Here is a 26,184-nt window from a genome sequence, read left to right as displayed (position 1 = left end):
CCAGCTTTCCTTCATGCCGCCGGCCCGGTTAGGAGATCGGCGGCGGCGGCCTGCCGTCCTGCGAGGCGCGCAATTGCGCAGGCGAGCGTGTCCATCCGCAACGGTTTGCTCACGCATGCCGCGAAGCCCGCGGCGCGATAGGCTTCAAGCTGGTGGGTCATCGCGTGGGCGGTGACCGCGGCGGCCGGCGGCGCCGGGACGCCGGCCTCGGCCGCAAGCGCCTTTATCGCCCCAAGGGCGGAGACGCCGTCCATCGCCGGCATCGCGATGTCGAGCAGGACGAGATCGAACCGCCCCGGCGCCCATGCGGCCGCCGCCTCGGCCCCGTCGGCCACCACTGTCGCCTCCACGCCGAGCGTCGCCAGCATCCGCTGGAGGATCAGCCGGTTCGTCGCATTGTCCTCCGCCGCCAGCGCGCGCAGGCCGGAGATGTCCGGCGCGGCGGCGGCTGCGGCGTGCGTCTCCGTCTCGGCGAGCGCCTCCGGCGCGTCGATCTCGACAACGAAAGTCGAGCCTTCGCCGGGCGCGCTCTCCAGGGTCAGCCTGCCGCCGAGCAGGCCGACCAGGCGGCGCACGATCGGCAGGCCGAGTCCGGTGCCGCCGAATCGGCGCGTGATCGTGCCGTCCCCCTGTTCGAACTCGTCGAATACGCGCTGCTGCTGCTCAGCGCTCATCCCAATGCCGGTGTCCCGCACGCGGATGAGCAGCGGGGCGCCGGCCGGCGCGGCGACAGAGAGTTCGATTTCCCCGGCCTCCGTGAACTTCACGGCGTTGCCGACGAGATTGTGCAGGATCTGCGTCAGCCGCTGCGGATCGCCGAGCCGCATCAGCTCCGCGCCGGGGCCGCGGACGACGTGGAGCGCGACGCCCTTTTTTCGCGCCTCGTAGGCGTGGAGCGCCTCGATCCGGTCGCAGAGCGTGGCGGGGGAGAACGGGATGGCCTCCATCCGGAGCTTTCCCGCCTCGATCCGCGCAAGGTCGAGAATGTCGTTGATCACGGTCAGCAGCGCCTCGCCGCTCTCGCGGATCGTCGCCAGCATCTTCAGCTGCTTTGGCTGGAGCGTCGTCGTCGCCAGCAGCTCCGCCATGCCGAGAACGCCGTTCAGCGGCGTGCGGATCTCGTGGCTCATGTTGGCGAGGAACTCGGATTTCGCGCGGCTCCCCGCCTCGGCCCGTTCGCGCGCCGCGACAAGCGCGGTCACGTCCGAGCCGACGCCACGGTAGCCTGCGAACTTCCCCTCGCGATCGAAGATCGGCGCACCCGAAATCCGCAGCCACACTTCCCGGCCGTCCGGAGCCGTGCGGCGGAATACGAAGTCGTTGTAGGGCTCGCGCGCGTCAAGCCGCTCCCTCAGCCAGTCCCAACCGCGGCCAGGCTCCGCGACCGGATTGGGCCCGAGGCTTTCCTCACGCCGGCGGCCGATCATCTGGTCGGTTCCGCCAACGGCGCGTTCGTATCCCGGCGATAGATAAGCGAAACGCAGCTCCGCATCCTGTTCCCAGAACCAGTCGCTGCTCACCTCCGCGATATCGGAGAAGCGCCGCTCGGCTTCGTCCCGCTCGTTAAGCGCGCGGCTCAGCTCATCCCGCGCGTCGCGAAGCGCCTGTTCGCGCGCCTTCTGCTCGCTGATGTCGATATGAATGCCGGACATGGCCTCCGGCGCTCCGTCCGGACCCCGGCGGACGACCCGGCCCGATGATAGCACCCAGACCCAGCCGCCCTCCGCATGGCGCATTCGGAACGTATGCTCGAAATGGTCCGCCTCTCCCGAAAAAACCCCGCCGAGGCGTCGTTTCGTTTCCTGAACGTCGTCGGGATGGCAGAGATCCTCCCAGACGCGGATCGTGACCAGCCCGAGATCCTCCAGTCTGCGGCCAAGCATTTCCGCCCAGCGCGCATTGACGATGTTAGCGCCGGTCTCGATGTCCCATTCCCAGGTGCCGACGCGGGCGCCGTCGATGACATGCTGGAGCCGCCGCTCCGTCTCCTTCTGTTGGGTGATGTCGATTCGGAGGCCGACATGGCCGCCCTCGGGTGTTCTGCGCTCGATCACGCGGAGGCAACGCCCGTCCGCCAGCGTCTGCTCGAAATCGGCGCGCCGCCGGCGATGCTCCGCCATGCGCCAGGTGAGGAAAGCCTCCTCTCGACCAAGCGCCGCCTCGTATTCGCCCCTGGCGAGGCCGGCGCGGATGATGTCCTCGAACCGCGCGCCCGGGGTCATCGCGTAAGCCGAGCGCGGATAATAGTCCCGATAGCGCCGGTTGCAGAGCACCAGCCGGTCCTCGGCGTCGTAGTAGGAGAAGCCGTCCGGCAGCGCGTCGATCGCGGCTTCCAGCCGCGCGCGCATGGCGTCAGATTCCTCCGAGCGGGCGCGGAGCTCAGCCTGGTGGGCGACATGCTCCGTGAGATCTTCGACGAAGCTCCAGACGAGCATCTTCCCTTCCGCGTCGGTCGAGGCGACTCCCCGCGCCACTGCGGGGAAGGAGCCGCCATCGGCCCGGCTGAGCTCGACCCTGATGGGCCCATACCGCCCGGTGTCGAGTGTCTCGCGGAAGAGGTCGGCGACGCCCGGGCGATCCTTCGGGGCGACAAGATCGCCGAGGCGAAGCGCGGCGAGGGCCCTCACGTCATAGCCCGAAGAGGCGAGATAGGCGGCGTTCGTATCCAGAACGACGCCGCTAACAAGCTCGGAGAGCACCATGCCGACCGGCGCCTCCGCGAAGACAGCGTCGAGAAGCGCCTCGCGGGCGCGAAGCGCCTGCTCCGCCTCGACCCTCGCGGTCGCGTCCCGCACGGCGACGAGCCGCCCGCCATCCTGCTTGCGCGCCACGCGGAACTCGCGCCAGAGCGGGCGCGCCTCCGGCCCGACCATGTAGCGGTGCACGCGGGAGCGGCCCTCCTTGTCCGCCTCGACCATTGCCACGCGCACGGAGTCTGCCGCCTCCGGCGGCAGCGCCTCTTCCGGGGTCTTGCCGACCAGCTCGTCCGGTGGAATCGCCAGCCAGTCGAGATCGGAGCCGTGCCAGTCGATGTAGCGGCCTTCCGCGTTTGTCTCCATAACAAGGTCGGGCAGGGCGTCGAGCACGGCCGCCATCCTGTGTTTTCCCTCTCGCAGCGCCAGCGCGTCCCGACGGCGGATCAGCAGCGCCGCAATGGCGGCGGAGAGGGACTCGAGCAAGAAAACGTCGTCGTCAAGCAGCGGGCGCGCTTCACGCACCGCATCGTAGCCGACAAAGCCGACAAGGCGGCCCGCCTTCATCATCGGAACTGCAAGAATGGAGCGGATGTCCTGCTCCATCAGGATGTCGCGTTCCGGTCGGTCTGGCGACAGGCCGGGGACGTCCGGGATGTGGACAGGAGCCCCGGCGTCGAAGGCTGAGCGCCAGTGGTCAATCAGGGCGATCGGCAACCCTTGAAGCCGCGACTTCATAGGCTCGACGCCCTGCGCCGCCCATTCATGGCTGTTGTCCATGAGAGTCGCGTCGCGAAAGCGGAACACGTATGTCCTGTCGAAGCCCGCCGCGCGGCCGACCTCGGCGAGCGCGGACTCGATCTCCTCGTCCGCCGTCTCAGGCTCCGTCTGTGCGAGTCGTGTGAGAACACGGATCAGCGCCCGGTCGAAGGCCGGGGGCGATCTGTCCGCGCCGTCGGCAAGAGCGTCAGGCCGGGTAGCTGCCTCGATATCGCCTGCTGGTCGCATCAATCCGCCGGTTCGCCTTGTTCAAAGCCGACGCGGCGCAATGGCCGCCGGATCGGTAGAATGCAACGCATATCAGCCTCACCATAACCGATGATGAACGCCGGGCCTACCGCCGCACGTGAAGGCGCAGTCAGGCGCGCTCGATCCGCGCCCTGAGCGCGCGCTGTTCCTCCGCGCCGAGCGGAAAGCGCCACATCATCGCGACGGCGACGAGCTTCAGCGCCACCGGCGCCAGCGCATAGAGCCCGGCAAGCGCGAGGAGCGCGCCCGGCTCGTTCTCTCCCCCCGCCTGAAAGCCCGCAAGATCGAGCGCGATGAGCGCGAAGCCGCCCGAGAGCGCGAGCGCGGCCTTCGTCGCCACCGACCAGAGGGCGAAGAAGAGGCCGGTGCGCTGATCCCCCGTCTCCGCCGTGTCCGAATCCACCACATCCGCCTGGATCGAGGCGGGGAGCGCGAGATCGGCCCCGAGCGCGAAACCGGTGGCGACGCAGATCGCGGCGAAGAGCGCCACGTCCCCTTCCCCGAGCCAGAAGGCGGGAGCGAAGGCGGCGGAGCACCAGATCATCGCGAGGCCCCAGGCGCGGTGCTTCGAGAGGCGCCGCGCCGCCCAGGCCCAGAAGGGGAGGCCCGCGATGGCGCAGAGGAAATAGACGAGGAGCAGCCAGCCCGCTTCCGGCGCGCCGAGATAGTCCCCGATGAAGAAGAGGAAGAGCCCGGCCGGCAAGGCGTTGGCGAGCCCGTTGACGAAATAGGCGAGGAGCAGCCGGCGGAAGAGCGCGCTGCCCGCCACGGCGCGGAGCCCGGCGCGGAGCGCCATGCGGCTTTTCGTGTAGTCCGCTGGCTCCGGCGCCATGAGCGCCGCGGCGAGCGCGGCAAGCGGCATCAGCGCGGCGACGAAGAGCGCGACGGCGCGCATCCCCTCCGCCGCCCCTTCCGAAACGTTATAGAGGATGACAGCGATGACGGTGCCGACCAGCGTCGCCCCTTCCCGCCAGGCGGTGATCGTCGCCCGCTCCGCATAATCGCCGGAGATCTCCGCGCCCCATGCGAACCAGGGCGTGAGCGCCACGGTCCAGGACAGGGTGAGGAGCGAGAGCCAGAGCGCGACATGGCCGATCCCCGCCCCTTCGGGCGGGACCATCAGCATCCAGCAGGAGATCGCGACGAGCGGCGCGGAGAGAAGGAGCCAGGGCTTCCGCCTCCCGAACCGGCGCGCGATGAAGCCCGGCGTCCGGTCCGAGAGCCAGCCCATCAGCGGGTCCGTCACCGCGTCCATCAGCCGGATCGCGATGAAGAGCGCGCCGAGCGCGGCGAGGCTGACGCCCATCTCCGCATAGAACGGCGCGACATAGACATAGACCGGGAAATAGAGCGCCGCGAGCGGCAGCGCTGGCGCCGCATAGCCGGCGTTGCGGCGGAGGCTCACCGCCAGATCCGGTTGAAATATTCGGCGATGATCCCGGCGGTCATCGAGCCGAGGATGAGCGCCGCGAGGGTCCTGCGGGAGGCGATGGCGGATTCGAGCACGGTCAACCCCGTCGTGATGATATGCGCCACCACGTCGATCGGCGCGTCGAACTGCACGCCGAAATGCGTGATCCACGCGCTTCTGATTCCGTAGATAAGCGCGAAGAAGACGATGGCGACCACGCCGGCGCCGATTCCGAACATGCCGGAGGCGAGGAAGTCCCGCCCGAGTCCGCCGCCGAGCTGGCTCCAGCCCGCGGCGAAGCCGATGATCGCGGCGGCGACGATGGGCGCCGGCCAGTCCTCCCGGAAGAAGCGCGCGTCGTCGAGATAGGTGACCATCGCGCCGATCATCGCCAGCATCATCAGGAAGGCGGCGGCGAGGCGCCCGCCGGTGAGCATTTCAGCCCCCTTTCAGGCGGGGCGGCGGATCGCCACCTGCGTCACGTCGGTCGTGCCCGCCATGAAGGTTCCGGCGCAGCTGGCGAGGTAGTAGTTCCACATCCGGTGGAACCGGTCGTCGAAGCCGAGCGCCCGTATCTCCTCCCACCGCTCGTTGAAGACGCCGCGCCATTGCCGGAGCGTCTCGGAATAGCTCTGCCCGAATTCGATCGACTGCCGGAATTCGAGCCCGGCCCGCCCGATCTGGCGGCGAAGCTCGGTCGGGGAGGGCAGCATGCCGCCCGGGAAGATGTATTTCTGGATGAAGTCCACGCCCTTGCGATAGGCGGGGAAGAGGTCGTCCGCGATGGTGATGATCTGGAGCGAGGCGGCGGAACCGGGCTTCAGACGCTCGCGCACGGTGTCGAAATAGCCGGGCCAGAACTGCTCGCCCACCGCCTCGAACATCTCGATGGAGGCGATGCCGTCATAGCGGCCGCGCTCGTCCCGATAGTCGCGCATCACGATCTCGACCTTCTCGTTCAGCCCCTCGCGCTGCATCCGGGCGCGGGCGAAATCGTGCTGCTCCTTGGAGATGGTGATGCCGGTGACGCGGGCGCCGCGCGCCTTCGCGGCGTGCTCCGCGAAGCCGCCCCAGCCGCAGCCGATCTCGAGCACATGGTCGCCCTCGCGGGCGCCGATCAGGTTCAGGATCGAATCGTACTTGTTCGCCTGCGCGGCGGAAAGCGGCTCGCCCTCCTTCCGGAAGAGCGCGGAGGAATAGGTCATCGTCTCGTCGAGCCAGGCCGAATAGAAGTCGTTCCCGAGGTCGTAGTGATGGGAGATGTTCTTCGCCGATCCGGCCTTCGTGTTGCGGTTCATCCAGTGCCGCAGCCGCTCGTAGGAGCGGAGCAGGAACATGCCGGGGAAGCCGCGGCCCACGCTGTCGTTGTTGAGGAGCACGACATCCATCAGGCCCTGAAGGTCCGGCGTGTCCCACCAACCGTCCATGTAGCTTTCGGCGAAGCCGAGGTCGCCCTCGCGGATCAGCCGCCCGAAGAAGTCCGGGTTGCGGACCACGATCTCCCCGTGCGGCCCCGGCTCCGTTCCCTTCGCCTCGAAGCGCCGCCCGTCCGGCAGGGCGAAGGCCATCGAGCCGACGCGGACGCCCTTGATGACGCCGTAGGCCGCCTGGAAGTAGCGCGGCGTCGGCCCTTTCATGTTCTTGTCCATAGCCATCGCCGAAACCGGCGCTCCCCGCTGTCGTTCCGACTTGTTAAGCAAATTTTGTGGTCGTCCGGGCCCGGAAATCAAGTCTCCGTGCGCGCCTCGCGCCCCTCGACGCCGCGGAAGGCGGCGTCCGCGCCCGGATAGCGGGTAAAGCGTGCGCCCTTCAACCACAGTTTGAGCGCCTGCCAGTGGATCGCCGCGATCACCTTGAAGGCTGAGAGCGGGTGGGAGAGCGAGAGCCGGAAGAGCGCGCCGTCGGTCAGCGCGACGGCGCGCCCCGTCTGCGTCGCGATCAGCCAGTCGCCCTCCGCGTCATGCTGGCGGATGCGGATCGCCAGCCGCTCGTCCGGCGGGCGGATGGTGAAACGGTAGGTCTGGTCCATGCCGATGAAGGGAGAGACATACATCTCCTTCGCCTGCTCGTGCCGCACCGCGCCGTCCGCCCCCGGCTCGGCGGAGAGCACATAGGGGATCTGGTCCCCGAAGGTGTTCTTCACCTCGTAGATCACGCTTTCGAGCCGGCCCTCAGCATCCTCGCAGAAGAAGACGGAAAGCGGGTTGAAGGCGTAGCCGAGCAGCCGCGGCATGGAGAGGAGACGGATGCGCGCCGGGCGCGGGCGCCCCGCCTCCCGCAGCAGCCGCTCCGCCCAGGGGCGGAGGGCGGAGCCGTCTCGCGGCCCGTGATCCTTCCGGTGAAAGGCGAAGAGGCCGAACCGGTCCACCTTCATCAGCCGGCTTTCCGCGCTCTCCAGCGAGTCGATGTCGAGGAGCGCGGTGAAGACGCGATAGCGGAACTGGTGCCGGAAGGGGCGGAGGCGCATGTGCATCACCTCCCCGACATAGAGCCGGTGCGCGTCCGCCGCGCCGGTCATTCCGCCGCCAGGTCGTAGTCTCGGGCGAGCGGCGGGCCGAGATCGCGCGCCCATGCCGGGCGGGCCTGAAGCGCCTCCGCCACCCGGAGGCCTGATTTCAGCGCGTCCTCATGGAAGCCCCAACCGAGCCAGGCGCCCGCGTACCAGTAGCCGCCCTGGCCCTGGATCTCATCCATCCGCGCCTGCGCCGCGAAGGCCGCCTCGTCATAGAGCGGGTGTGCGTAGTCGAAGACGGCGTGCGTCTTGTCCGGCGCCGGAAGGCGGCGGGCGTTGAGCGTGACGAAGAGATCGTTCCGCGCCGGCAGCGATTGCAGCCGGTTCATCCAGTAGGAAAGCGTGACGGGCTCGCCCGCCGCGCCGCGCTCCGCGCCCTCGAACATCATCGTCCAGGAGGACCAGACCTTGCGCCGCTTCGGCATCAGCGCCGGGTCGGAATGCAGGATGGCCCGGTTCGACGTGGTGCGGAAGGCGCCGAGCAGCGCCCGCTCCCGAAGGTCGAGATCGGCGATGATCCCGAACGTGTCCGGCGCATGGCCGGCGAATACGACCTGATCGAAGAGCCCTTCCGAGCCATCGGAGAAGCGGAGCCTGACCTGCCCGTCCGCCCGTTCCGAGGAGACGACGCCGACGCCGCGCCGCGCCCTGTTCGAGAGCCGACGAACGATCTCCTCGACATAGACGCGGCTGCCGCCCTCCACCGTCCGCCACTGCATCGCCGCGGCGAGGCCGGTGAAGAGGTCATGATTGGCGAAGAAGCTCACGAAATTCGCGGCGGGGAAGGAGAGCATCCGCTCCGTCGGCGTGGACCAGATCGCTCCGCCCATCGGAAGGATGAACCGCTCCCGGAACCAGGAGCCGAAGCGCCGCTCGGCCAGCCACTCGCCCAGCGTGAGGCCGGAAAGCGCTCCCGAATCAAGGTCCTTCGGCGCGTGCCTCACGAACTTCATCACATCGCGAAAGCCGAGGATGAAGCGCGGGTTCAGCGCGTTCCGCCGCTGCGCGAAGATCTTGTCGATGTTGTCGCAGGCATATTCGAACCGCCCGCCGCCCATCGAGAAGCCGAAGGACATGTCGGAAGGCTTCGTCGGCGTCCCGAGATGATCGAACAGCGCGCAGAGATTGGGATAGTTCCGCTCGTTGAAGACGATGAAGCCGGTGTCCACCGCCACATTCTCGCCCCCGAAGGCGACGTCCACCGTGTTGGCGTGCCCGCCGAAGCGTTCCGCCTTTTCGAAGAGCAGGACCTCGTGACGGTCCGAAAGGGCCAGCGCCGCGCCCAGACCTGCGGCGCCAGAACCCACGACTGCGATTTTCAAGAACTGCTCTCCCTCACCCTTCGGCCGCTATGGCGGCGACCGGCGCATCAGCCTTGTCGCGCATCTCGCTCCAGGCTTCCAGTGCGCGTTTCCGCCCAGCCGCCAGATCGACCAGCGGTTTCGCGCGGGCCGGCGCCGCGCCCCATGATTTCGGGCGCATCGCCCGGAAGGTTTCAGCGCCGTCGCCCTTTAGCCAGAAATCGCGGTAGGCCCCCTTCGGGTCGAACTTCTCCGCCTGCGTCTCCGGGTTGAAGATGCGGAAGAAGGGCGCGGCGTCCGGCCCCGAGCCCGCCACCCATTGCCAGCCCATGGCGTTGTTCGCCGGGTCCCAGTCGATCAGCGTCTCGCGGAAATGCGCCTCGCCGACGCGCCAGTGCGTCAGGAGATGCTTGGTGAGGTAGGAGGCGACGAGCATCCGCGCCCGGTTGTGCATCCTGCCCGTGACCCAGAGCTGGCGCATTGCGGCGTCGACTACGGCGCAGCCGGTCTCGCCCCGCCGCCAGCGCTCGGCGTCCTCGTTGTCGTCCCGCCAGGGGAAGGCCGCCCAGTCCCGCCGCCAACTTTCCTGCTCCATCGCGGGATCGTGGAAGAGGAGCATGTGCGCGAAGTCTCGCCAGACGAGCTGGCGCCGCGCCGATTCCACGCCCCGCGCGCCCTCCGCCCGGTCCATCGCCGCCCAGACCTGCCTCGGGGAAATCTCGCCGAGCGCGAGGAAGGCGGAAAGGTTCGTCCCGGTGTCCGGCATGTCCAGCCGGTCCCGGTTCCGGTCGTATCCCTTCGCCGGGCCTTCGAGCCAGGCGTCGAGCCGCGCGAAGGCCGCCGCCTCCCCCGCCTCGAAAGCGGCGGCGAGATGCGGCGCCGCCGGCCCCATCGGCGCGGCGAGCCGCCAGTCCTCCAGCCGGTCGGAGGCGGGCGAAGGCGCGCCCGTCACCTTGGGGCGGGGCAGGGGGCGCGGAACCTCCCGCGCCATCAGCGCCCGCCAGAACGGCGTGAAGACGCGATAGGGCTCATTCACCCCGGTCTTGACCGCCCAGGGGTCGAGCAGGGTGAAGCCGTCATGGCTTTCTACCTTCAGGCCCTTGTCCTTCAGCGCGGCCTTGACCACGCGGTCCCGCTCCAGCGAGGGGCCGTCCGTCAGCCGCGTCCACCGCACCGTGCGCGCGCCGGTCTCCTCCGCAAGCGCTAGAAGCGTCGGCAGCGCCTCGCCCCGGCGGAAGACAAGCGGAACCCCGGCGCTGTCAAGCCCGCGCCCGAGCTCGCGGAGCGACGCTTCGAGCCGCAGCCGCGCCGCCGCGCCGAGATGCGCGTCGATCACCGGGTCGAGGATGAAGACCGGAACGACCGGCCCCTCCGCGGCGGCGGCGGAGAGGGCGGCGTTGTCGGCGATCCGGAGATCGCGGCGAAACCAGACAAGGGTCGGCGTGGACGTCACAAAAGGCTCCCGCGGCGGCCTTCACTCCGCGGGACCGGGCGAAAGACCTATTCGTTGGCCTTCACATAGATCACCTGCGCCGCTTCTCCAGCCGCGTCCTCGGTATGGCCGGGGCGGGAGCGGGTGGAGGAAGGCGGCGTCAGCTCCACCTTCTTCATGCGGCAGATCTCGAACGGCGCGCCCGCGCTGTCGAAGACGATCATGCAGCCGGAGAGCGCGGCGGTGTCGATCTCCACCTCCATGCCCTTCTCGTCATGAACCTTCAGCATGTCGGCATGGGCGCCCGTCGCGGCGAAGAGCGCGGCGGCGGCGATGGCGGCTATGCGCTTCATGGAGACCTCCCCTTGGCCCTGAACGTTTCGGCGATGTTAACACGGGCGGCGCGGAACGCCAGATTCGATGCGCCCCGCTTGCCGCCTTTCCGGGGAGGGACTATGCCCTTCCGCACACAGGAAACGCCAAGAGAGGGACAAGGATGAAACTCCTGAGATTCGGGCCGAAGGGCCATGAGAAGCCGGGCGCGCTGGATGCGGGCGGGACGATCCGCGACCTTTCCGGCGTCGCGGCCGATTTCGCGGGTGAGGGCGTCTCCATCGCCGCGCTCGAAAACCTGAAGGGAATCGACCTCTCCACGCTGCCCGCCGTTCCCGCCGGAACGCGGATCGGCTCTTGCGTCGCTTCCGTGCCGAACTTCTTCTGCGTCGGCCTCAACTACGCCCGCCACGCCGCGGAGACGGGCGCGACGCCGCCGACCGAGCCGATCCTCTTCGCCAAGGCGACCTCGGCGCTTTCCGGCCCCTATGACGACGTCATCATCCCCAAGGGCTCGACGAAGCCGGACTGGGAAGCGGAACTCGGCATCGTCATCGGCGCGACCGCCGAGCATGTGTCGGAGGCCGACGCGCTCTCCGTCGTCTCGGGCTATTGCGTCATCAACGACGTCTCGGAGCGGCACTGGCAGGCGGAGCGCGGCGGCACCTGGATGAAGGGCAAGTCCGCCCCGACCTTCGGGCCGACCGGGCCGTGGATCGTTACGAAGGACGAGATCCCCGACCCGCAGGCGCTCGACATCTGGCTCGAACTTTCGGGCGAGAAGGTGCAGAACTCCAACACCTCCGACATGATCTTCTCGGTGAAGGAGATCGTCGCCTACATGTCCTCCCTGATGACGCTCCAGCCGGGAGACATCATCGCCACGGGCACGCCCGAAGGCGTCGGCCTCGGCATGAAGCCGCCCCGCTGGCTGAAGCCGGGCGACGTGATGAAGGTCGGCGTCACCGGCCTCGGCGTGCAGGAGCAGAAGGTGGTGGCGTATCCGGGGTGATGCGGTGCGGGCGCGCGCTGTTGACCGCGTGCGCCTCTCCCCTCACGCTCCCGGAAACGCCGGGAGCTCCGCATGACCGAAATCCGCCTCACCCTCGACGAGGTCATGGACCTCGCCCTCTCCGTCCTCCGCGCCGCGGGGGCGGACGAGGAGAACGCCGGACCCATCGCCCGCTGCATGTGGCGGGCCGAGCGGGACGGGGCGAAGTCGCACGGGCTTTTCCGATGCGCGGGCTATGCGGGGGCGATCCGCTCCGGCAAGGCGAACGGGCGGGCGCGGCCTCGCATCGCGGAAACCGCGGGGTCGGTGATCCGGTTGGAGGGGGACAGGGGGTTCTGCCCCGTCGCGCATGAGACGGGCCTCCCGGCGCTCGGCGCGCTGGCGAAGGAACAGGGCGTCGCGGCGCTCGCGATCCGCCGCTGCCTCCATTTCGCAGCGCTCTGGCCCGAGGTCGAGACGCTGACCGATATGGGGCTCGCGGCGATGGCCTTCACGTCCTCGCCGCCCTACGTCCACATGGTGGGCGGGCGGCGGAAGGTGTTCGGGACGAACCCGATGGCCTTCGGCTGGCCGCGGCCCGGACAGGCGCCGATGATCTTCGACCAGGCCTCCTCCCTCACCGCCCGCGGCGAGGTGATGATCGCGGCGCGGGACGGTCATCTTGCGCCGGAGGGAGCCGGGATCGGCCCCGATGGCGCCCCGACGCGCGACCCGGAGGCGATCCTCGCCGGGGCGCAGTCTCCCTTCGGCGGCTACAAGGGCGCGGCGCTCGCGCTGATGGTGGATCTGCTCGCCGGGCCGCTGATCGGGGAGCTGACCTCGCTGGAGATCGAGGCGGAGGATGACGGGAAGGGCCCCGCGCTCGGCGGGCAGCTCATCCTCGCCTTCGCTCCGGAACGGCTCGGCGGGCCGGACGCGGCGGCGCATGGCGGGCGGCTCTTCCGTGCGCTGCTGGAGGAGGAGGGCGTGCGCCTCCCCGGAATGCGCCGCGCGGCGACGCGGCCGCTGACGCCGACGGAGGGCGTGACGATCCCCGCCTCGCTGCATCGGGAACTGGTCGCGCTATGCTGAGGGCGCTTCTTCTCGCGCTCCTCCCCGTCGCCGCCTTCGCGCAGACGCAGCCGGAGCGGACCTTCGCGGTCGGCGCGGCGGAGGATGTGACCGCCGCGCGCTGGATGGTGATCGCCGCGCATCCGCTCGCGGCGACGGCGGGGGCCGAAATCTTGCGCGAAGGGGGCTCGGCGGCGGATGCGGCGGTGGCCGTGCAGCTCGCGCTCACGCTCGTCGAGCCGCAAAGCTCCGGCCTCGGCGGCGGGGCCTTCGCGCTGCATTGGGATGCGGCCTCCCGCGCGCTCACTACATGGGACGGGCGGGAGACGGCGCCGGCGGCCGCGACGCCGGATTACTGGATGCGGGACGGCGCGCCTATGGGCTTCCGCGACGCCGTGCCGGGCGGGCGCTCCGTGGGCGTGCCGGGGACGCCGGCGCTCCTCCAGGCGCTGCATGACGCGCACGGGGTTCTTCCGCGGGAGCGGCTCGCCGCGCCCGCGATCCGGCTGGCGGAGGAGGGCTTCCCCGTCTCCCCCCGCCTGGCCGCCTCGGTGGCGGAAGCGGCGGAGAGCCTCGCGCTCTTCCCGGCGACGGCCGCCTATTTCCTCCCCGGCGGCGCGCCGCTGGCGGAGGGCGCGACGCTCCGCAACCCCGCGCTCGCCGCGACCCTCCGGCGCTTCGCGGCGGAGGGGGCGGCGCCGTTCTATCGGGGGGACCTTGCGGCGAACATCGTCCATGTCGTGCGCGGCGCGGTGGTCAATCCGGGCGTGATGACCCGCCGCGACCTCGAAGCCTACGAGGCGAAGCCGCGCCCGCCCGTCTGCGCGCCGTGGCGGGCGATGGAGGTCTGTGGCATGGGCCCGCCTTCCTCCGGCGCGCTGACGGTCGGGCAGATCCTGATGCTGACGGAAAGGGCGGGGATCGGCGACGCCCCCTCGCTTGAGGGCTGGCGCGTCTTCGCCGAGGCGACGCGGCTGGCCTTCGCGGACCGGGGCCTCTACATGGCCGACGCCGATTTCGTGGCGATGCCGGAGGGATTGCTGAACCCCGGCTACATGGACAGCCGCGCCGCGCTGATCTCGCCGGAGCGGGCGGGGGAGCCGAAGCCCGGCGAGCCGCCGTGGAAGGAGGGCGCGCTCCGGGCGCCGGATCGTTCGGCGGAGCGGCCCGGAACAAGCCATTTCGTGATCCGCGACGCGGCGGGGAACGTCGTCTCCATGACGACCACCATCGAGACCGGCTTCGGCTCCCGCCTCATGGCCAACGGCTATCTCCTCAACAACGAGCTGACCGATTTCAGCTTCCGGGCGGAGGAGGGCGGCGCGCCCGTCGCCAACCGGGTGGAGGGGGGCAAGCGCCCCCGCTCCTCCATGGCGCCGACCATCGCGCTGCGGGAGGGCGCGCCGGTTCTCGCCCTCGGCTCGCCGGGCGGGGCGCGGATTATCCCTTACGTCGCGCAGGCGCTGCTCGCGATGGAGGCCTGGGGCATGAGCCCGGCGGAGGCCGCTTCGGCGGGGCATGTGACCGCCTTCGGCGCAGCCGTCGATCTGGAGGAGAATACGGAGGCGGCGGCTCTCGCGGAGACCCTCGCCGCCTATGGCCTGGAGCCGCGTATCCGCAACCTCAATTCCGGCCTCGCGATTCTCCGGATCGCGCCCGAGGGGCTCACCGGAGCGGCGGACCCGCGGCGGGAGGGCGTGACGATCGGGGAGTAGGTCAGAGCTTGTGGATCACCGCCACCTGATCCCGCCGCGCCTTCTGCCACCGCGCCTGAAAGACGAAGCAGCCGGAAATCGAGGGGCGAAGCGCGTTCATCGCCGTCGCATAGGCCGGGTCCGCATGGGCGAATTCGCCCGTCGTGAGGAAGGACTGGAAGAGCGCCGCCGTCTTGGTGAAGCCTTTGCGCCTCGCCTCGTAGGCCGGGGGCTGCCAGCGCAGGTCCTCGATCACGTAGAGACCGCCGGATTTCAGCACAGGGAAGAGCGCGAGGAAAGCGTCCTGCTGGTGGGCCGAGGCGTGGCTCGCGTCGTCGATCACGATGTCGGGCGCGCCGAGGGCCGCGATCTCCGCCGCCGCGCGGTCTATATTCGCCCGGCTGTCCATGTCGCAGCGGATGAAGCGGAAACGCTCCGTCTGATGTGCGGAGAAGTCCGAGACGTCGAGGCCGATCACGCACCCTTTCGGGAAGTATTCGAGCCACATGGCGACGGAGGGCGGCTCGGCGACTTCGCGGTCGGCGGAAGCGCCATGCTCCGGCCCGCCGATCATCAGGCCCATCTCCAGCAGCGTCACCGCCCGATCCCGGAACGGGGAAAAGAGCATGTGATAGAGTTCGGTGTAGCGGTGCTTTCGCGAGCCCTTGTCCGAGCCGAACCGGTCCGCCAGCGCCGTCAGCGCGTTGACGGCGCGGCTCATGCGGCGAAGCAGGCCTTCAGGAAAGCGGCGGAATTCGCTCGCGCGGCGCGGCCGATCCCGATGTCGAACATGTCGAAGCCGTGGACGCCGCCGGGATGCACCTCGAGCCGCGCCTCCACGCCCGAAGCGGCCCAGCGCGCCGCCATCAGGAGGCTGTCATCCATCAGCGGGTCCTCCGTGCCGACCTGGAAGAGCGCCGGGGGCATCCCCGAAAGGTCGGCGCGGAGCGGGGAGACCTCGGGCGACGTCTTGTCCACCGGCCCGAGATTGCCGGAGAACCAGTCCATCGTCGGGGTCGAGAGCACCAACTGCCGCGCCCCCCAGTTCCGCGCCGAAGGCGTGAGGCCGACGTCGAACACGCCGTAGGAGAGGTTCGCCCCCGCGATCCGCCCCGCCATCCCGCGCGCCCGGAGGCGGAGGAGCGTGACGACGGAGAGATGCGCGCCCGCGCTCTCCCCCCCGATCACGACGCGGGAAGCGCCCATGCGCGCCGCCTCCTCCAGCGCCCAGACCGCGCCCGCCTCGCAATCCTCCGCGCAGGCGGGCCAGGGGTTTTCCGGTGCAAGGCGATACTGGATCGAGAGGACGGCGCAGCCCGTCTCCTGCGCCAGATGCTGGTTCCAGCGGTCATACTGGTCGGGGAGGCCGAGCGTCCATCCGCCGCCATGGATGTGGATGTAGAGCCCGGTCGGAGCGCCGGGCGCCGGGGTCAGCCGTGCGCGGCCCGGAACGGTCGGCGCCTTCACCCATTCGGAGCCCGGCAGCGGCCCGGCGGGGGGAAACACCCCGCGCCCCTCGATCCGCGCCTGCCGGCTCGCCTCCACCGGCGTCTCGTGCGGCTTCGGCGCGACGGCGAGCGCGGCCTCCAGCGCCTCGACATGGGCGCGGGTTTCCGGAGAGACGGCTTCGGGGCGGAAGAGCGCGGGGTCGATCTTGAGCATGGCCGGAGATTAGCCGCGCCCGCGCCCCGCGCCAGCGCTTTTTCCCGGCTTGACCGGCGGCGCGCTGAAGGGGAATGAACCTGCATGACCCAAGCGCGCATCGCCGACGATCCGAACTGGCAATACCTCCTCCGCGAGTTCTACGAGCTCTATCGCTTCCTCCCCTCCGGCGGCAGCGAGGTGATCCGCCGCCACCAGCGCGGCGTGCGGGAGGCGGTGAGCCGGCTGATGAAGCCGAACACGCCGCTGCGGCTCGACCCGCCGGAGGGAAAGCCCGTCGCCGCCCATCTCCGCCGCGCGCTCGACGAGGCGCGGCAGGAGCGGACGGGCGCCGTCGCCCGCGCGATCGACGCCCTCTCGGACCGGCTGATCTGGCGCTACGGCTACGAGAAACTGCCGAAAGCGCTGGAGAGATCCTACGCCTACGCCGAATTCGCCGGGCCGAACGGGCCGGTGATCTCCTCCGAGGTCGTCCTCGGCGTCGTGCTCTTCGCGCCGGGCTGCACCTATCCGGCCCATGCGCATGACGATATCGAGGAGAGCTATGTCTGCCTCTCCGGCGCCGTTTCGGAGAACCATCTCGGCGTCTGGGCGCCGGGCTCGCTGATCTTCAACCCGCCCGGCCACAGCCATCGCATCACGGTTTCGGACCGGGAGCCGGCGCTGCTCGCCTATGCCTGGTTCGGGCCGCAGGCCTCGCTCGCCGGGCAGAAGATGGTGCTGGGCAAGGCGAGGCGGAAGGAATAGGCCGGGGCGGAGCGGCCCGCCCCGGCTGCGGCGAACCCGGAGAGGCCCGCCATGCCTGCCTCGAGCGCGCATCCCGACGATCCGCATTACCTTCTTCGCAGCGGCTGGCTTCGCGCCGCGGTGCTCGGCGCGAATGACGGGATCGTCTCCGTCGCGTCCCTGATCGTCGGCGTCGCGGCCGTCGGGTCCTCTTCCGACGCCATCGCCATAGCGGGCCTCGCCGCGCTCACGGCCGGGGCGATGTCGATGGCGGCGGGCGAGTACGTCTCCGTCTCCTCCCAGTCCGACACGGAGCGGGCGGACATCGCGCGGGAGCGCGAAGCCCTGGCGGCCACGCCCGAAGCCGAACTTGAGGAGCTGACGGCTATCTACCGAGAACGGGGCCTGAGCGCGGAAACCGCGCGGCTTGTCGCCGCCGAGCTGACGGCGAAGGACGCGCTCGGCGCGCATGTGAGGGACGAGCTGGGGCTTTCCGAGGCCCATGCGGCGAAGCCGCTCCAGGCCGCCTTCGTCTCCGCCGCGACCTTCAGCGCCGCCGCCGCCGTTCCGCTCCTCGCCGCGCTGGCGGCGCCGGCGGGCTCCATCATTCCCGTCGTCCTCGTCGTGACGCTCGTCGCGCTTGCGGTTCTCGGCGCGCTCGGGGCGCGGGCGGGGGCGGCGCCGCTTCTTCGCGCGACGCTCAGGGTCGTCTTCTGGGGCGCCTTCGCGATGGCCGTCACCGCCGGGGTGGGCCTTCTCTTCGGGGTCAGCGTCTGACCGCCCCTCACCCGCCCATCAGCAGCCGCACCCGCGAAGGCGGCACGCGCTTCACCTCGAGCCCGGTGAAGACGTGCAGCGTGTTGAGGTTCTGGTCCACCACCGCATGGTCGGAGACCCAGCCGCCCATCATCAGATAGGTGCGGAGGAGCGGCGGCATCTTCGCCGCCGCCGCCTTCAGGTCCGGCCGGCGGAAGCGGAGGAGGCGCGCGAAGGGGAAGGTGCGCGGCGCCTTCACCCGCGGCAGCCAGCGCTTCGGTGCGAGATGCTTCGTCTTCAGGAGCGCGAAAGCGTCCGCATAGGCGTCCGCGTCCGTGCCGTCGAAGCTCGAACAGCCGAAGAGGAGCTCGACCCCCCGCGACTCGACATAGGCCGCCATCGCTGACCATGCGGTGCGGATCACGTTCGGGTCCGTCCGCGCCTCGGGATGGACGCAGAAGCGGCCCATCTCGATCATCGGCGCTTCAAACGTGCGAAGCGCTTCCAGGTCGTAGAACTGCGCCGAATAGGAACGGTCGATCTCCGCGCCGGAGGCGAGCGGCAGCATCCGGAAGCAGCAGAGCAGCCGGCCCGTGCGCCGATCCTCCACTAGCATGTGCTCGCAAAGATCGTCGAGCGCGTCCGCGTCGCGCCCGTCGGGCCGCGGGGCGGCGCCGCGCAGCTCCATGAAGGTCAGGTGGCGCAGCCGCTGCGCCGCCTCGATATCGGCGGGGCACTCCGCCAGTCGCGCCGTCAGGGCGCCGCGCGAAAAAGGAACCATGGCTCCCGCACTCCCGCTTGCGAGGCGCTTTTCCGCCTCGACCAAACGCTTATATAGCGATGCGACACAGAAACATGACGCCTCGCGGGAGTATTGCGGATATGGAGAAAATCGTGAAGAGCGACGCCGAATGGCGCGCCCAGCTCAGCGCCGAGGCCTACAAGGTCACCCGCCGTCACGGCACGGAGCGGGCCGGCAGCCACGAGGATTTCCCGAAGGGGCCCGGAACATTCCGCTGCGTCTGCTGCGACGCGCCGCTCTTCGATTCGGGAACGAAGTTCGAGAGCGGGACTGGCTGGCCCAGCTTCTTCGCCCCGATCGAACCCGGGGCGGTGGACGAGAAGGAGGACCGGAGCTTTTTCATGCGCCGGACGGAGGTGCTCTGCGCCCGCTGCGACGCGCATCTCGGCCATGTGTTCCCGGACGGGCCGGCGCCGACGGGCCTCCGCTATTGCATGAACGGCGTCGCCCTCCGGTTCGAGGCGGAATAGGCGTGGTTCAGGCTGCGGCGGTGACGACCCAGCCCGCCGCCTGCGCCTCCACCGCGCCGTCCTTCAGCCGCGCCGCCATCGCCTCCCTCACCGCCGCCTCGACGCGCCGCGCCGTCTCCTCGGGTTCCGAACGGAGGCGGGAGGCGAGGGGGCCGAACTCCATCGCATAGGCGGTCGCCGCCTCTACCGGGTCGTCGCCCCGCCCCTCGCCGAGGCGGATCGTCCGGTCCACCGGCGCCCAGGCGACGTCCCGCCAACCGGCGCCGCGGAGGAGGGGCGCGAAGCTCTCCTCCGGCTCCGACCAGGCGAAGGGGCCGGGCGCGCGCCGGTCCGCCGGCGGGGCGGGCGGGAGGTGCGGCTTTGCGGCCATGAGGGGGAGGGAGGCCCATTCGTTCTCCCGCGGCGTGCGCCAGCAGGCGATGGCGAGCGGGGCGCCCGGCGCCATCTGCGCGCGGATATGGGCGTAGGCCGCCGGCGGATCGGGGAAGAACATCGCCCCGAAGCGCGAGAAGAGCGCCTGCATCGGCTCTTCGAACACGGCCTCCGCCGCGTCCGCCACGAGGAAGCGCGCCGTCGCCGCCCGGCCCGTCGCTTCCGCGCGCCGCCGCTCGGCGAGCGCGATGAGGTCGGGCGAGACGTCCACCCCCGTCGCCTCCGCCCCCGCCCCGGCGAGCGCCAGCGTCGTCTCCCCGCCGCCGCAGCCGAGATCGAGCACGCGGAGCCCGGCGACGGGGCCCAGCGCCTCCATCGCCGCCCCGCCGAACGGGCGAAGCAGCCGGTCCGTCGCCTCCGCCTTCCGCGCCCATTCCGCGCCGAGGGCGCCGGCCCAGTCTTCCTTGCCCGCCATGTGCGATTCCCTTGCTTCCGCCGCCCCATCTCCTATAGGCGTCGGCCATGCCGCACCATCTCTTCCGCTCCGCGCATGCCTGGGTCTTCGACCTCGACAACACGCTCTATCCCGCCTCGGCGCGGCTCTTCGACCAGATCGAGGCGAAGATGACCGCCTATGTCTCCCGCCTCCTCTCCGTCGAGGCGGCGGAGGCGGACCGGCTCCGCGCCGAGTACTGGCGCGCGCACGGGACGACGCTGGCAGGGCTCATGCGCGTCCACGGCGCGGACCCGGAGCCCTATCTCGACGACGTGCACGACATCGACCTGTCCGGGCTCGCGCCGGACGCCGCGCTGGCGGCGGCCATCGCCGCGCTGCCGGGGCGGAAGATCGTCTACACCAACGGCAGCCGCGGCCATGCGGACCGGGTGCTCGCCGCCCGCGGGCTGACCGGCCTTTTCGACGCGCGCTATGGCGTGGAGGATGCGGGCTACGTTCCGAAGCCGGACATGGCGGCCTTCCGCTCCGTCTTCGCGAAGGACGGGCTCGCGCCCGCCGGCGCCGCTATGGTGGAGGACGACCACCGCAACCTCGCCGCGCCGCGAGCGATGGGGATGCGGACGCTCTGGATCACGGAGGAGCAGGAAGGCGAGCATGCCGACGCGGCGACGGACGACCTCTCCGTCTTCCTCCAGATGGTGACGCGAGGCTGAGATGATCGAACTCTGGGGATTGAAGACCTGCGACACATGCCGCAAGGCGCTGAAGGAGATTCAGGCGGCGGGGAAGGAGGCGGAGATCGCCGACATCCGCGAAGGGCTGGACGCGGCGCGCCTCGCCCGTTGGCTTGAGGCTGCTGGAGCCGAGGCGCTCGTCAACCGCAAGTCCACGACCTGGCGCGGGCTTTCCGAAGCGGATCGGGCGCAGGCGCCCGCCACGCTCCTCCTCGCCCATCCCGCGCTCGTGAAGCGGCCGGTGATCGAGCATGAGGGGCGGGTGCTCGTCGGCTGGGACGCGGCGTCGCGGGCCGCGCTTCTCTGACGCGCTGGCGGCGGGCGGGTGGGCCGCTAGATTGCCGGCCATGAACAGCGAGACAGACATCCTCATCGTCGGCGGCGGGGTCGCCGGGCTCACCGCAGCGGCGCTCTTCGCCGCTTCGGGCCGGCGCGTGACGCTGGCGGACCGGGAGAGCGCGGAGGCCGGGATGCGGGACAGCCGCACGACCGCCTTCCTCCGCCCCGCGGTCGACCTGCTGGAGGAGGCGGGCGTCTGGCCCCTCCTCGCGGCGGAGATCGCGCCGCTGGAGACGATGCGCCTGATCGACGCCGGGGGGCGGGAGAACAAGGCGCGCGAGATCGGGGATTTCGTGGCGGCGGAACTCGGCCAGCCCGGCTTCGGCTGGAACGTGCCCAATTCCGCGATGCGCCGCGCGCTCCGCGAGCGGCTTTCCGGGCTCCCGGAGGCGTGCATCCTGAACGAGGCGGCGCTGGAGGCGCTGACCGTGCGGCGGGATTGCGCCATCGCCCGGCTCTCGACCGGGGAGACGATCCGCGCCCGGCTCGTCATCGGCGCGGACGGGCGGGAGAGCGCGGTGCGGCGGCTTTCGGGGATCCACGCGCGGCGCACGGAATACGGGCAGAAGGCGCTCGTCTTCACCGTTGCGCATGAGGAGCCGCACCGCGCCGTCTCGACCGAGATCCACCGCACCGGCGGGCCCTTCACGCTGGTGCCCATGCCGGACGGGCCGGACGGCCCCCGCTCCTCTGTCGTCTGGATGGAGCGGTCGGCGGAGGCGGAGCGGCTGCTCGGCCTCCCGGAGCCGGAATTCGAGGAGGCGGCGAACGGGCGGAGCCTCGGCGTTCTGGGGCGGCTCCGCGTCGTCTCCCACCGCGCGGCCTGGCCGATGATCTCCCTGATGGCGCAGAGGCTGACGGGGCCCCGCGTCGCGCTCGTCGCGGAGGCGGCGCATGTGGTGCCGCCGATCGGGGCGCAGGGGCTCAACATGTCCCTCGGCGACCTCGCCGCGCTCCGCGCCGCGATGGGGGAGGGGGATGCGGGCGCGCCCGCAGCCCTCGCCCGCTACGCCCGCCGCTGGCCCGAACTCGCCGCCCGCGTCGCCGGGGTGGACGCGCTGAACCGGGCGGCGATGGCCGAGGCGCAGCCGCTGCGCGACCTCCGCCGCCTCGGCCTCGGCGCGCTGATCCGCGTCCGCCCGGCGCGGCGGCTGGCGATGAAGCTCGGGATGGGGGTGCGCTGAGGGGCGTGTGCTCACAGTGAGCAGGGGGGTCATCCCCCTGATCTGGTTGGATAATCGAAAATTTCGAAATTTTATTCGGCGCGCGCCAGCCGGGCGGCGAGCCCCTCGGCGGCGGCCTCGATGAGGTCCAGCGCCTCCTCGAACCGGCCGTCATAATAGGGGTCCGGAACCTCCCGCCCCGCCGCCCCGCCCGCCTCGTCGAGAAAGAGCGCGAGGGGCGCGCCCTCCGGCCCCCGGAGCCGGGCGAGGGCGGCGAGGTTGGCGCGGTCCATCGCGTAGACGAGATCGAAGCGCCGGAAATCCGCCGCCTCAGCCCGGCGGGCGCGGAGCCCGGATATGTCGAAGCCCCTGCGTGCGGCGGCGGCGACCGCCCGCCGGTCGGGCGGCTCGCCGGCATGATGCCCCCCCGTCCCCGCCCCCTCGACATGGAGCGAAAGCCCCGCCCGCGCGGCATGGGCGCGAAGCGCGCCGACGGCCATGGGCGAGCGGCAGATATTGCCGAGGCAGACGAGGAGAATGCGCATCAGAATCCCCCCATAATCCGTTGTTTCTCAGGAAAAATTCCGCGAGCCCTTGATCTGGTCCCAGGCCCAGACGACGTCCCGCAGGCGGTTCTCGTCCTCCCGGCTGCCGCCCTTCATGTCCGGGTGAAGATCCTTCACCAGCTGCCTGAACCGCTTGCGGATATCTACCTTCGGCGTCTCGGGCCCGCAGCCGAGGATGCCGAGGGCGCTCTCCTCGTTCTTCGGCAGGCGCCGGCGCTGCGCCGCGCGCCGCTCCGCGCCGGGATTGAGCGTCGCCTTCTCGCCCAGCACCTCGAACGGGTCGGAGAAGCCTTCCCGCGCCCAGGAGCGGCCGTCCATATGGGCGCCGTTGGCGGGGCGCTGGCCGAGCTTCCAGGTCGGCCGCTCCCAGGCGCGCTCGGCCCGCGCCTGCGCGTTGAGCGCCTCCTCCGTCCAGCCCTCGAAATAGTTCCAGGACTTGTTGAATTCGCGGATATGGTCCTCGCAGAACCAGCGATAGTCGAAGAGGTTCTCCCGCGATTTCGGGGCGCGGAAGAGGCCGGGATTCTGGCAGCCCTGATGCTCGCATTTCCGCGCCTCTGCCGCCGTCTCCCCGGTCAGGCCGCGCGCGCGGGCGCGCCGCCGCTTGTCCGCGGTGACGGAGATGTCATAGTCGAGGGGCGATCGGGCGCTCATGGCCTCCTCTCGGGCGAGTCAGCCGGAGAGCATAGCCCATGCGGCGGCCCGGCCAAGGCGAAAGACTTTGGAGGATGGCGATGAAGGTTCAGGAAACGATCCGCGCGAAGCTTCAGGGCGCCTTTTCGCCCGAGGCGCTGGAGGTGATCGACGAATCGCACCATCACGCCGGCCATGCCGGGGCGCGCCCCGAGGGGGAGACGCATTTCCGCGTCCGCATGAAGGCCCCTTCCTTCGCCGGCGTGAGCCGGGTGCAGCGGAGCCGGCTGGTGCATCAGGCGCTGGCGGCGGAGCTGGCCGGCCCGGTCCACGCGCTCGCGCTGGAACTCTCCGAGTGAGCCGCGCGGCGGCGGCGCTGGCGGCGCTGCTCCTGGCGGGTTGCATCGTCGGAACCGTGGTCGAGGGCGCGGTCGACGTGACCACGACCGTGGTTGGCGGCGCGGTCGATGTGACCGTCGGCGCGGTGGAGGCGGTGGGGGACGCGGTGGACTGAGCCGCGCTCAGTCCCGCCGCGCGCCGGGGAGCGGCTCCGCCCGGTCCGGCCCTGCGGGGGAGGCGGCGACGCTGAGGAAGGGTTCCCGCGGCTCGCCCGGCGCACGGGGGGCGGCGGCGAAATCGGGCTCGGCCCGGCGCGGCGCGGCCGCCTCCCGCCGGAAGACGAGCACCGCGCGCCAGACGGTCGCCGACTTGGAGAAAAGCCCGCCGCCCTCCTCCACGGGAAGGGAATCGGCGCGGAGATATTCCCAGCCCTGCCGCGCCTCCGCTGCGATCAGATCCTGCATCGCGCGGGCGAGCCGCGCCTCCGGCCCCTTCGCGCCCGAAGCCTTCGGCGCGCGCCGCGGGGCGGCGACGGTCTTGTATTCATAGGTAGGCATGGCGGTTCCCTCCCGGCGCCGGGCGCCCGAATCGTTTTTTCTATGTGACGGGAAGTGGAGGGCGATTCAAAGGCCGCGCCATGGAGATGCTGGTCGGCCGGTCGAAGCCGGGATGCGCGCTCTCCCCTGTCCGCGCAAAGCCGAGGGCGGCGAAGGCGGCGTGGGTCTCGGCGAGTTCGATCCGCGAGCCGAGCGTCAGCGTCGAGAGGCCCAGCGCCCGCGCCTCCGCCTCCGCCGCTTCGATCAGCACGCGGGCGAGGCCGCGGCCGCGCCAGGCGTTCGCGACCGCGACCTTGCCGATATGGAGCGCGTCGCCCTCCGGCTTCGCGAAAAGGCAGGCGACGGGCCGCCCGCCCGCCTCCGCGATGAAGGCGGCGCCGGCGTCGGCCTCGGCGGCGAAGGTCTCCGCCGTCCAGCAATGGAGGGAGGAGGGCGGGTCGATCCGCCCCTCCATATAGGCGAAGGCTTCGGCGACGAGGGCGCGGACCGCCGCCCAGTCTTCCCCCGGCCCCGCGCGGCGGACGGGCGGAGCGGGCAGCGGCTTCTCCATGAAGAGGCTGTAGGGGCTTTCCTCATAGTCGCCGAAGGGCCCGCAATCGACGAATCCGGCGGCGCGGTAGAGGCGGTGCGCGGCGTCGAGCCCGGTTCCCGTCTCGAGCCGCAGGGCGGGGAGGCCCGCCGCCTTCGCCTCCGCCTCCAGCGCGGCGAGGAGGGCGGCGCCGGCGCCCTTCCCCCGCGCTTCCGGCGCGACGAACATGGACTTCACCTCGCCGTATTCGGGCGAGATCCGAAGTGCGGCGCAGCCGAGGAGCGCGCCTTCCTCCTCGGCGACGAGGAAGCGGATGTTCGGCGCGGCGAGCCTGTCGATGTCGAGGAAATGGTTCGCCTCCGCCGGGAAGAGCGAGCGCATCAGCGCATGGCTCGCCTTCAGCAGCGGCGCCGCCTCCCGCGGCGCGGCGGGGCGGATCGCGACGGGCATGTCAGGCGAGGGCGGAGAGCAGCGCGCCCTCCGCCGCCTCCAGGAGGAGGAACCCGCCGACCCCCGCCAGCGCGGCGCCGGGGAGGCGGAGCGCGGCGGGCGCAAGGCGGCGCGCGGCGAGGGCGGCGAGGCCGGCGAGCGCGCCGCCGGTCGCGACGAGGCCGATGAGATAACCGGCGAGGACGGGCGCCGGGGCCGCGCCCTCGACTCCGGTCAGGGCCGCGCCGAAAGCCGCGCCATGCGCGAGCCCCGCCAGCGCGAAGAGCGCGAGCGCCGCCCCGCCGCCGAGGCCCCGCCCGCGGACGAGCCCGAGGCCGAGCGCGAGGAGGGAGAGCGCGACCAGCCCCTCCCCGAACGGCGGATCGAGCCGGAGCGCCGCCGCCGCCGCCATCGCGCCGAGGAAGGCGAGCGGCGCGAGAGCGCGCCCCGTCAGCGCCGCCGCGGCGCCGAGGGCGAGGAGGAAGGCGAGATGATCGAAGCCGAGGATCGGGTGCCCGATTCCGGAGAGGAGCCCGTGGGCGAAGGTCTCCATCGGCGCGCCGCCGAGCGGATGATGCGCCAGCGCCGCGCCGGGCGCTAGGAAGGCGAGGAGGGCGGGGAGAACGAGGGCGGGCCCAAGACAAGAACCTACCTCTCTCTAGAGAGTCGTCTCTAATCTAACTACCGTAGGTAGTATCTAGGTAGGTAGATGAGCGTCAAATTAATGCAAAAGATGTGAGCAAGCCCGATAGCCCGAAAAGGTTTTATCAACGCTTACTCGACACACCACACCCACACATTCACCAGTAAGAACTTGTACAGAGCAGCCTATCCGCAGCAGCCCGCCGTCGTGGCATCACCAGAGGCGGTGGTTACCTTGCGTTGATGAGTAAACGGTGACTCTGCGAGGGTAGGAGAAGTGCTTGTCCTTGTTGTGGTAAAATATAACAGGCGCCACTCTACAAAAAAAATCATATAGGATGATGGAGATGGATAGGACAACCGCCACAGATCGAACTCCTCCTCGTTCATCATCATCATCATTATCTCGTCACAGCAGAAATGGTCACCGAGCTCCTCAAGACAATCGAAGCAACTCATCGAGATCATCTCAGCATAGTAGGCGCCAAAGTAAGAGATAATGATGATGATGATGAACGAGGAGGAGTTCGATCTGTGGCGG

28 protein-coding genes and 1 pseudogene are annotated in these 26,184 nt (G+C 70.6%); 11 read left to right on the top strand and 18 right to left on the bottom strand.

Annotated features, from left to right (window positions below):
- Positions 1 to 11: 11 nt before the first annotated feature.
- From ACE37J_RS00145 to ACE37J_RS00110, 8 genes are all read right to left on the bottom strand, one after another.
- Positions 12 to 3,701 carry a PAS domain S-box protein gene (locus ACE37J_RS00145; RefSeq protein ID WP_409705134.1) on the bottom strand — a complete coding sequence of 1,230 codons (3,690 nt, stop codon included), beginning with the start codon at positions 3,699 to 3,701 and terminating at the stop codon, positions 12 to 14.
- 130 nt (positions 3,702 to 3,831) lie between these two features.
- On the bottom strand, positions 3,832 to 5,127 hold the full coding sequence (locus tag ACE37J_RS00140; RefSeq protein ID WP_409705131.1) for an MFS transporter: 1,296 nt from the start codon (positions 5,125 to 5,127) through the stop codon (positions 3,832 to 3,834).
- Complete coding sequence (locus tag ACE37J_RS00135; protein WP_409705128.1) at positions 5,124 to 5,570, bottom strand: TrgA family protein; 447 nt, start codon at positions 5,568 to 5,570, stop codon at positions 5,124 to 5,126. Before ACE37J_RS00135 ends, ACE37J_RS00140 begins: the two co-directional genes overlap by 4 nt.
- A 12-nt stretch (positions 5,571 to 5,582) precedes the next feature.
- On the bottom strand, positions 5,583 to 6,788 hold the full coding sequence (locus ACE37J_RS00130; RefSeq protein WP_409705124.1) for a class I SAM-dependent methyltransferase: 1,206 nt from the start codon (positions 6,786 to 6,788) through the stop codon (positions 5,583 to 5,585).
- A gap of 71 nt (positions 6,789 to 6,859) precedes the next feature.
- Positions 6,860 to 7,651 (bottom strand): DUF1365 domain-containing protein, encoded by a 792-nt coding sequence (locus ACE37J_RS00125; RefSeq protein WP_409705121.1) that lies wholly within the window; start codon positions 7,649 to 7,651, stop codon positions 6,860 to 6,862.
- The gene (locus ACE37J_RS00120; protein WP_409705118.1) at positions 7,648 to 8,967 is read right to left on the bottom strand and encodes an NAD(P)/FAD-dependent oxidoreductase; all 1,320 of its coding nucleotides are present in this window, start codon (positions 8,965 to 8,967) and stop codon (positions 7,648 to 7,650) included. The genes ACE37J_RS00125 and ACE37J_RS00120 overlap by 4 nt, the downstream gene beginning before the upstream one ends.
- A gap of 13 nt (positions 8,968 to 8,980) precedes the next feature.
- Complete coding sequence (locus tag ACE37J_RS00115; RefSeq protein ID WP_409705115.1) at positions 8,981 to 10,399, bottom strand: cryptochrome/photolyase family protein; 1,419 nt, start codon at positions 10,397 to 10,399, stop codon at positions 8,981 to 8,983.
- A 47-nt stretch (positions 10,400 to 10,446) separates the two neighbouring features.
- Positions 10,447 to 10,731: a hypothetical protein gene (locus ACE37J_RS00110; protein WP_409705112.1), complete on the bottom strand. Its 285-nt coding sequence runs from the start codon at positions 10,729 to 10,731 to the stop codon at positions 10,447 to 10,449.
- 143 nt (positions 10,732 to 10,874) lie between these two features.
- Between ACE37J_RS00110 and ACE37J_RS00105 the strand changes: the two genes are divergently transcribed.
- The 3 genes from ACE37J_RS00105 (at position 10,875) to ACE37J_RS00095 (ending at position 14,488) form a co-directional block, all read left to right on the top strand.
- Positions 10,875 to 11,723, top strand: a complete 849-nt coding sequence (locus ACE37J_RS00105) for a fumarylacetoacetate hydrolase family protein (RefSeq protein ID WP_409705109.1) — start codon at positions 10,875 to 10,877, stop codon at positions 11,721 to 11,723.
- Between the two features lie 72 nt (positions 11,724 to 11,795).
- A complete protein-coding gene (locus tag ACE37J_RS00100; RefSeq protein WP_409705106.1) occupies positions 11,796 to 12,794 on the top strand; it encodes an Ldh family oxidoreductase in 999 nt (332 codons plus the stop codon).
- Positions 12,788 to 14,488: a gamma-glutamyltransferase family protein gene (locus ACE37J_RS00095; protein ID WP_409705103.1), complete on the top strand. Its 1,701-nt coding sequence runs from the start codon at positions 12,788 to 12,790 to the stop codon at positions 14,486 to 14,488. The genes ACE37J_RS00100 and ACE37J_RS00095 overlap by 7 nt, the downstream gene beginning before the upstream one ends.
- A gap of 1 nt (position 14,489) precedes the next feature.
- Here ACE37J_RS00095 and ACE37J_RS00090 read toward each other — a convergent pair whose 3' ends face one another.
- A complete protein-coding gene (locus ACE37J_RS00090) occupies positions 14,490 to 15,188 on the bottom strand; it encodes a hypothetical protein (protein ID WP_409705100.1) in 699 nt (232 codons plus the stop codon).
- Entirely contained in the window at positions 15,185 to 16,129 is a 945-nt protein-coding gene (locus ACE37J_RS00085) for an alpha/beta hydrolase (protein WP_409705097.1), read from the bottom strand. Before ACE37J_RS00085 ends, ACE37J_RS00090 begins: the two co-directional genes overlap by 4 nt.
- A gap of 84 nt (positions 16,130 to 16,213) precedes the next feature.
- Here ACE37J_RS00085 and ACE37J_RS00080 point away from each other — a divergent pair, with 84 nt between their 5' ends.
- A complete protein-coding gene (locus tag ACE37J_RS00080) occupies positions 16,214 to 16,876 on the top strand; it encodes a dimethylsulfonioproprionate lyase family protein (protein WP_409705094.1) in 663 nt (220 codons plus the stop codon).
- A 51-nt stretch (positions 16,877 to 16,927) separates the two neighbouring features.
- Positions 16,928 to 17,632, top strand: a complete 705-nt coding sequence (locus ACE37J_RS00075; protein WP_409705091.1) for a VIT1/CCC1 transporter family protein — start codon at positions 16,928 to 16,930, stop codon at positions 17,630 to 17,632.
- Positions 17,633 to 17,639: 7 nt separating this feature from the next.
- Here the strand turns inward: ACE37J_RS00075 and ACE37J_RS00070 are convergent, their stop codons facing one another.
- Complete coding sequence (locus tag ACE37J_RS00070; protein WP_409705088.1) at positions 17,640 to 18,392, bottom strand: GNAT family N-acetyltransferase; 753 nt, start codon at positions 18,390 to 18,392, stop codon at positions 17,640 to 17,642.
- Positions 18,393 to 18,493: 101 nt separating this feature from the next.
- On the opposite strand from ACE37J_RS00070, the gene msrB reads away from it, so the two are divergent.
- Positions 18,494 to 18,883: a peptide-methionine (R)-S-oxide reductase MsrB gene (gene msrB / locus ACE37J_RS00065; protein WP_409705085.1), complete on the top strand. Its 390-nt coding sequence runs from the start codon at positions 18,494 to 18,496 to the stop codon at positions 18,881 to 18,883.
- A 7-nt stretch (positions 18,884 to 18,890) separates the two neighbouring features.
- Here msrB and ACE37J_RS00060 read toward each other — a convergent pair whose 3' ends face one another.
- Positions 18,891 to 19,730 carry a class I SAM-dependent methyltransferase gene (locus ACE37J_RS00060; RefSeq protein WP_409705082.1) on the bottom strand — a complete coding sequence of 280 codons (840 nt, stop codon included), beginning with the start codon at positions 19,728 to 19,730 and terminating at the stop codon, positions 18,891 to 18,893.
- Positions 19,731 to 19,777: 47 nt separating this feature from the next.
- Here ACE37J_RS00060 and ACE37J_RS00055 point away from each other — a divergent pair, with 47 nt between their 5' ends.
- The 3 genes from ACE37J_RS00055 to ACE37J_RS00045 are packed head-to-tail and all read left to right on the top strand — an operon-like array spanning position 19,778 to position 21,969.
- The gene (locus tag ACE37J_RS00055) at positions 19,778 to 20,425 is read left to right on the top strand and encodes a pyrimidine 5'-nucleotidase (protein WP_409705079.1); all 648 of its coding nucleotides are present in this window, start codon (positions 19,778 to 19,780) and stop codon (positions 20,423 to 20,425) included.
- Position 20,426: 1 nt separating this feature from the next.
- Complete coding sequence (locus ACE37J_RS00050; protein WP_409705076.1) at positions 20,427 to 20,753, top strand: ArsC/Spx/MgsR family protein; 327 nt, start codon at positions 20,427 to 20,429, stop codon at positions 20,751 to 20,753.
- A gap of 40 nt (positions 20,754 to 20,793) precedes the next feature.
- A complete protein-coding gene (locus ACE37J_RS00045) occupies positions 20,794 to 21,969 on the top strand; it encodes an FAD-dependent oxidoreductase (protein ID WP_409705073.1) in 1,176 nt (391 codons plus the stop codon).
- Between the two features lie 71 nt (positions 21,970 to 22,040).
- Here ACE37J_RS00045 and ACE37J_RS00040 read toward each other — a convergent pair whose 3' ends face one another.
- Together ACE37J_RS00040 and ACE37J_RS00035 are read right to left on the bottom strand one after the other, a co-directional pair.
- Positions 22,041 to 22,493 carry a low molecular weight protein-tyrosine-phosphatase gene (locus tag ACE37J_RS00040; protein ID WP_409705070.1) on the bottom strand — a complete coding sequence of 151 codons (453 nt, stop codon included), beginning with the start codon at positions 22,491 to 22,493 and terminating at the stop codon, positions 22,041 to 22,043.
- Positions 22,494 to 22,520: 27 nt separating this feature from the next.
- Complete coding sequence (locus tag ACE37J_RS00035; protein ID WP_409705068.1) at positions 22,521 to 23,168, bottom strand: molecular chaperone DnaJ; 648 nt, start codon at positions 23,166 to 23,168, stop codon at positions 22,521 to 22,523.
- A gap of 80 nt (positions 23,169 to 23,248) precedes the next feature.
- Here ACE37J_RS00035 and ACE37J_RS00030 point away from each other — a divergent pair, with 80 nt between their 5' ends.
- Together ACE37J_RS00030 and ACE37J_RS00025 are read left to right on the top strand one after the other, a co-directional pair.
- Positions 23,249 to 23,506: a BolA family protein gene (locus ACE37J_RS00030; protein WP_409705065.1), complete on the top strand. Its 258-nt coding sequence runs from the start codon at positions 23,249 to 23,251 to the stop codon at positions 23,504 to 23,506.
- Positions 23,503 to 23,661, top strand: a complete 159-nt coding sequence (locus ACE37J_RS00025) for a hypothetical protein (RefSeq protein ID WP_409705062.1) — start codon at positions 23,503 to 23,505, stop codon at positions 23,659 to 23,661. Before ACE37J_RS00030 ends, ACE37J_RS00025 begins: the two co-directional genes overlap by 4 nt.
- 7 nt (positions 23,662 to 23,668) lie before the next feature.
- Here ACE37J_RS00025 and ACE37J_RS00020 read toward each other — a convergent pair whose 3' ends face one another.
- From ACE37J_RS00020 to ACE37J_RS00005, 4 genes and pseudogenes are all read right to left on the bottom strand, one after another.
- A complete protein-coding gene (locus ACE37J_RS00020; RefSeq protein ID WP_409705059.1) occupies positions 23,669 to 24,043 on the bottom strand; it encodes a hypothetical protein in 375 nt (124 codons plus the stop codon).
- A 40-nt stretch (positions 24,044 to 24,083) separates the two neighbouring features.
- Positions 24,084 to 25,022: a GNAT family N-acetyltransferase gene (locus ACE37J_RS00015; RefSeq protein ID WP_409705056.1), complete on the bottom strand. Its 939-nt coding sequence runs from the start codon at positions 25,020 to 25,022 to the stop codon at positions 24,084 to 24,086.
- A gap of 1 nt (position 25,023) precedes the next feature.
- Positions 25,024 to 25,596 (bottom strand): annotated as a pseudogene (locus ACE37J_RS00010) (HupE/UreJ family protein); the annotation flags it as partial.
- 233 nt (positions 25,597 to 25,829) lie between these two features.
- Positions 25,830 to 26,184 (bottom strand): hypothetical protein (locus ACE37J_RS00005; RefSeq protein ID WP_409705053.1); only part of this gene is annotated, 355 nt, incomplete at its 5' end.

Source organism: Pikeienuella sp. (genome assembly GCF_046290545.1).
Taxonomy (GTDB): Bacteria; Pseudomonadota; Alphaproteobacteria; order Rhodobacterales; family Rhodobacteraceae; genus Pikeienuella.
The sequence above is the reverse complement of the archived record's forward strand: the minus strand, read 5'-3'. Positions and strand labels throughout refer to the sequence as shown.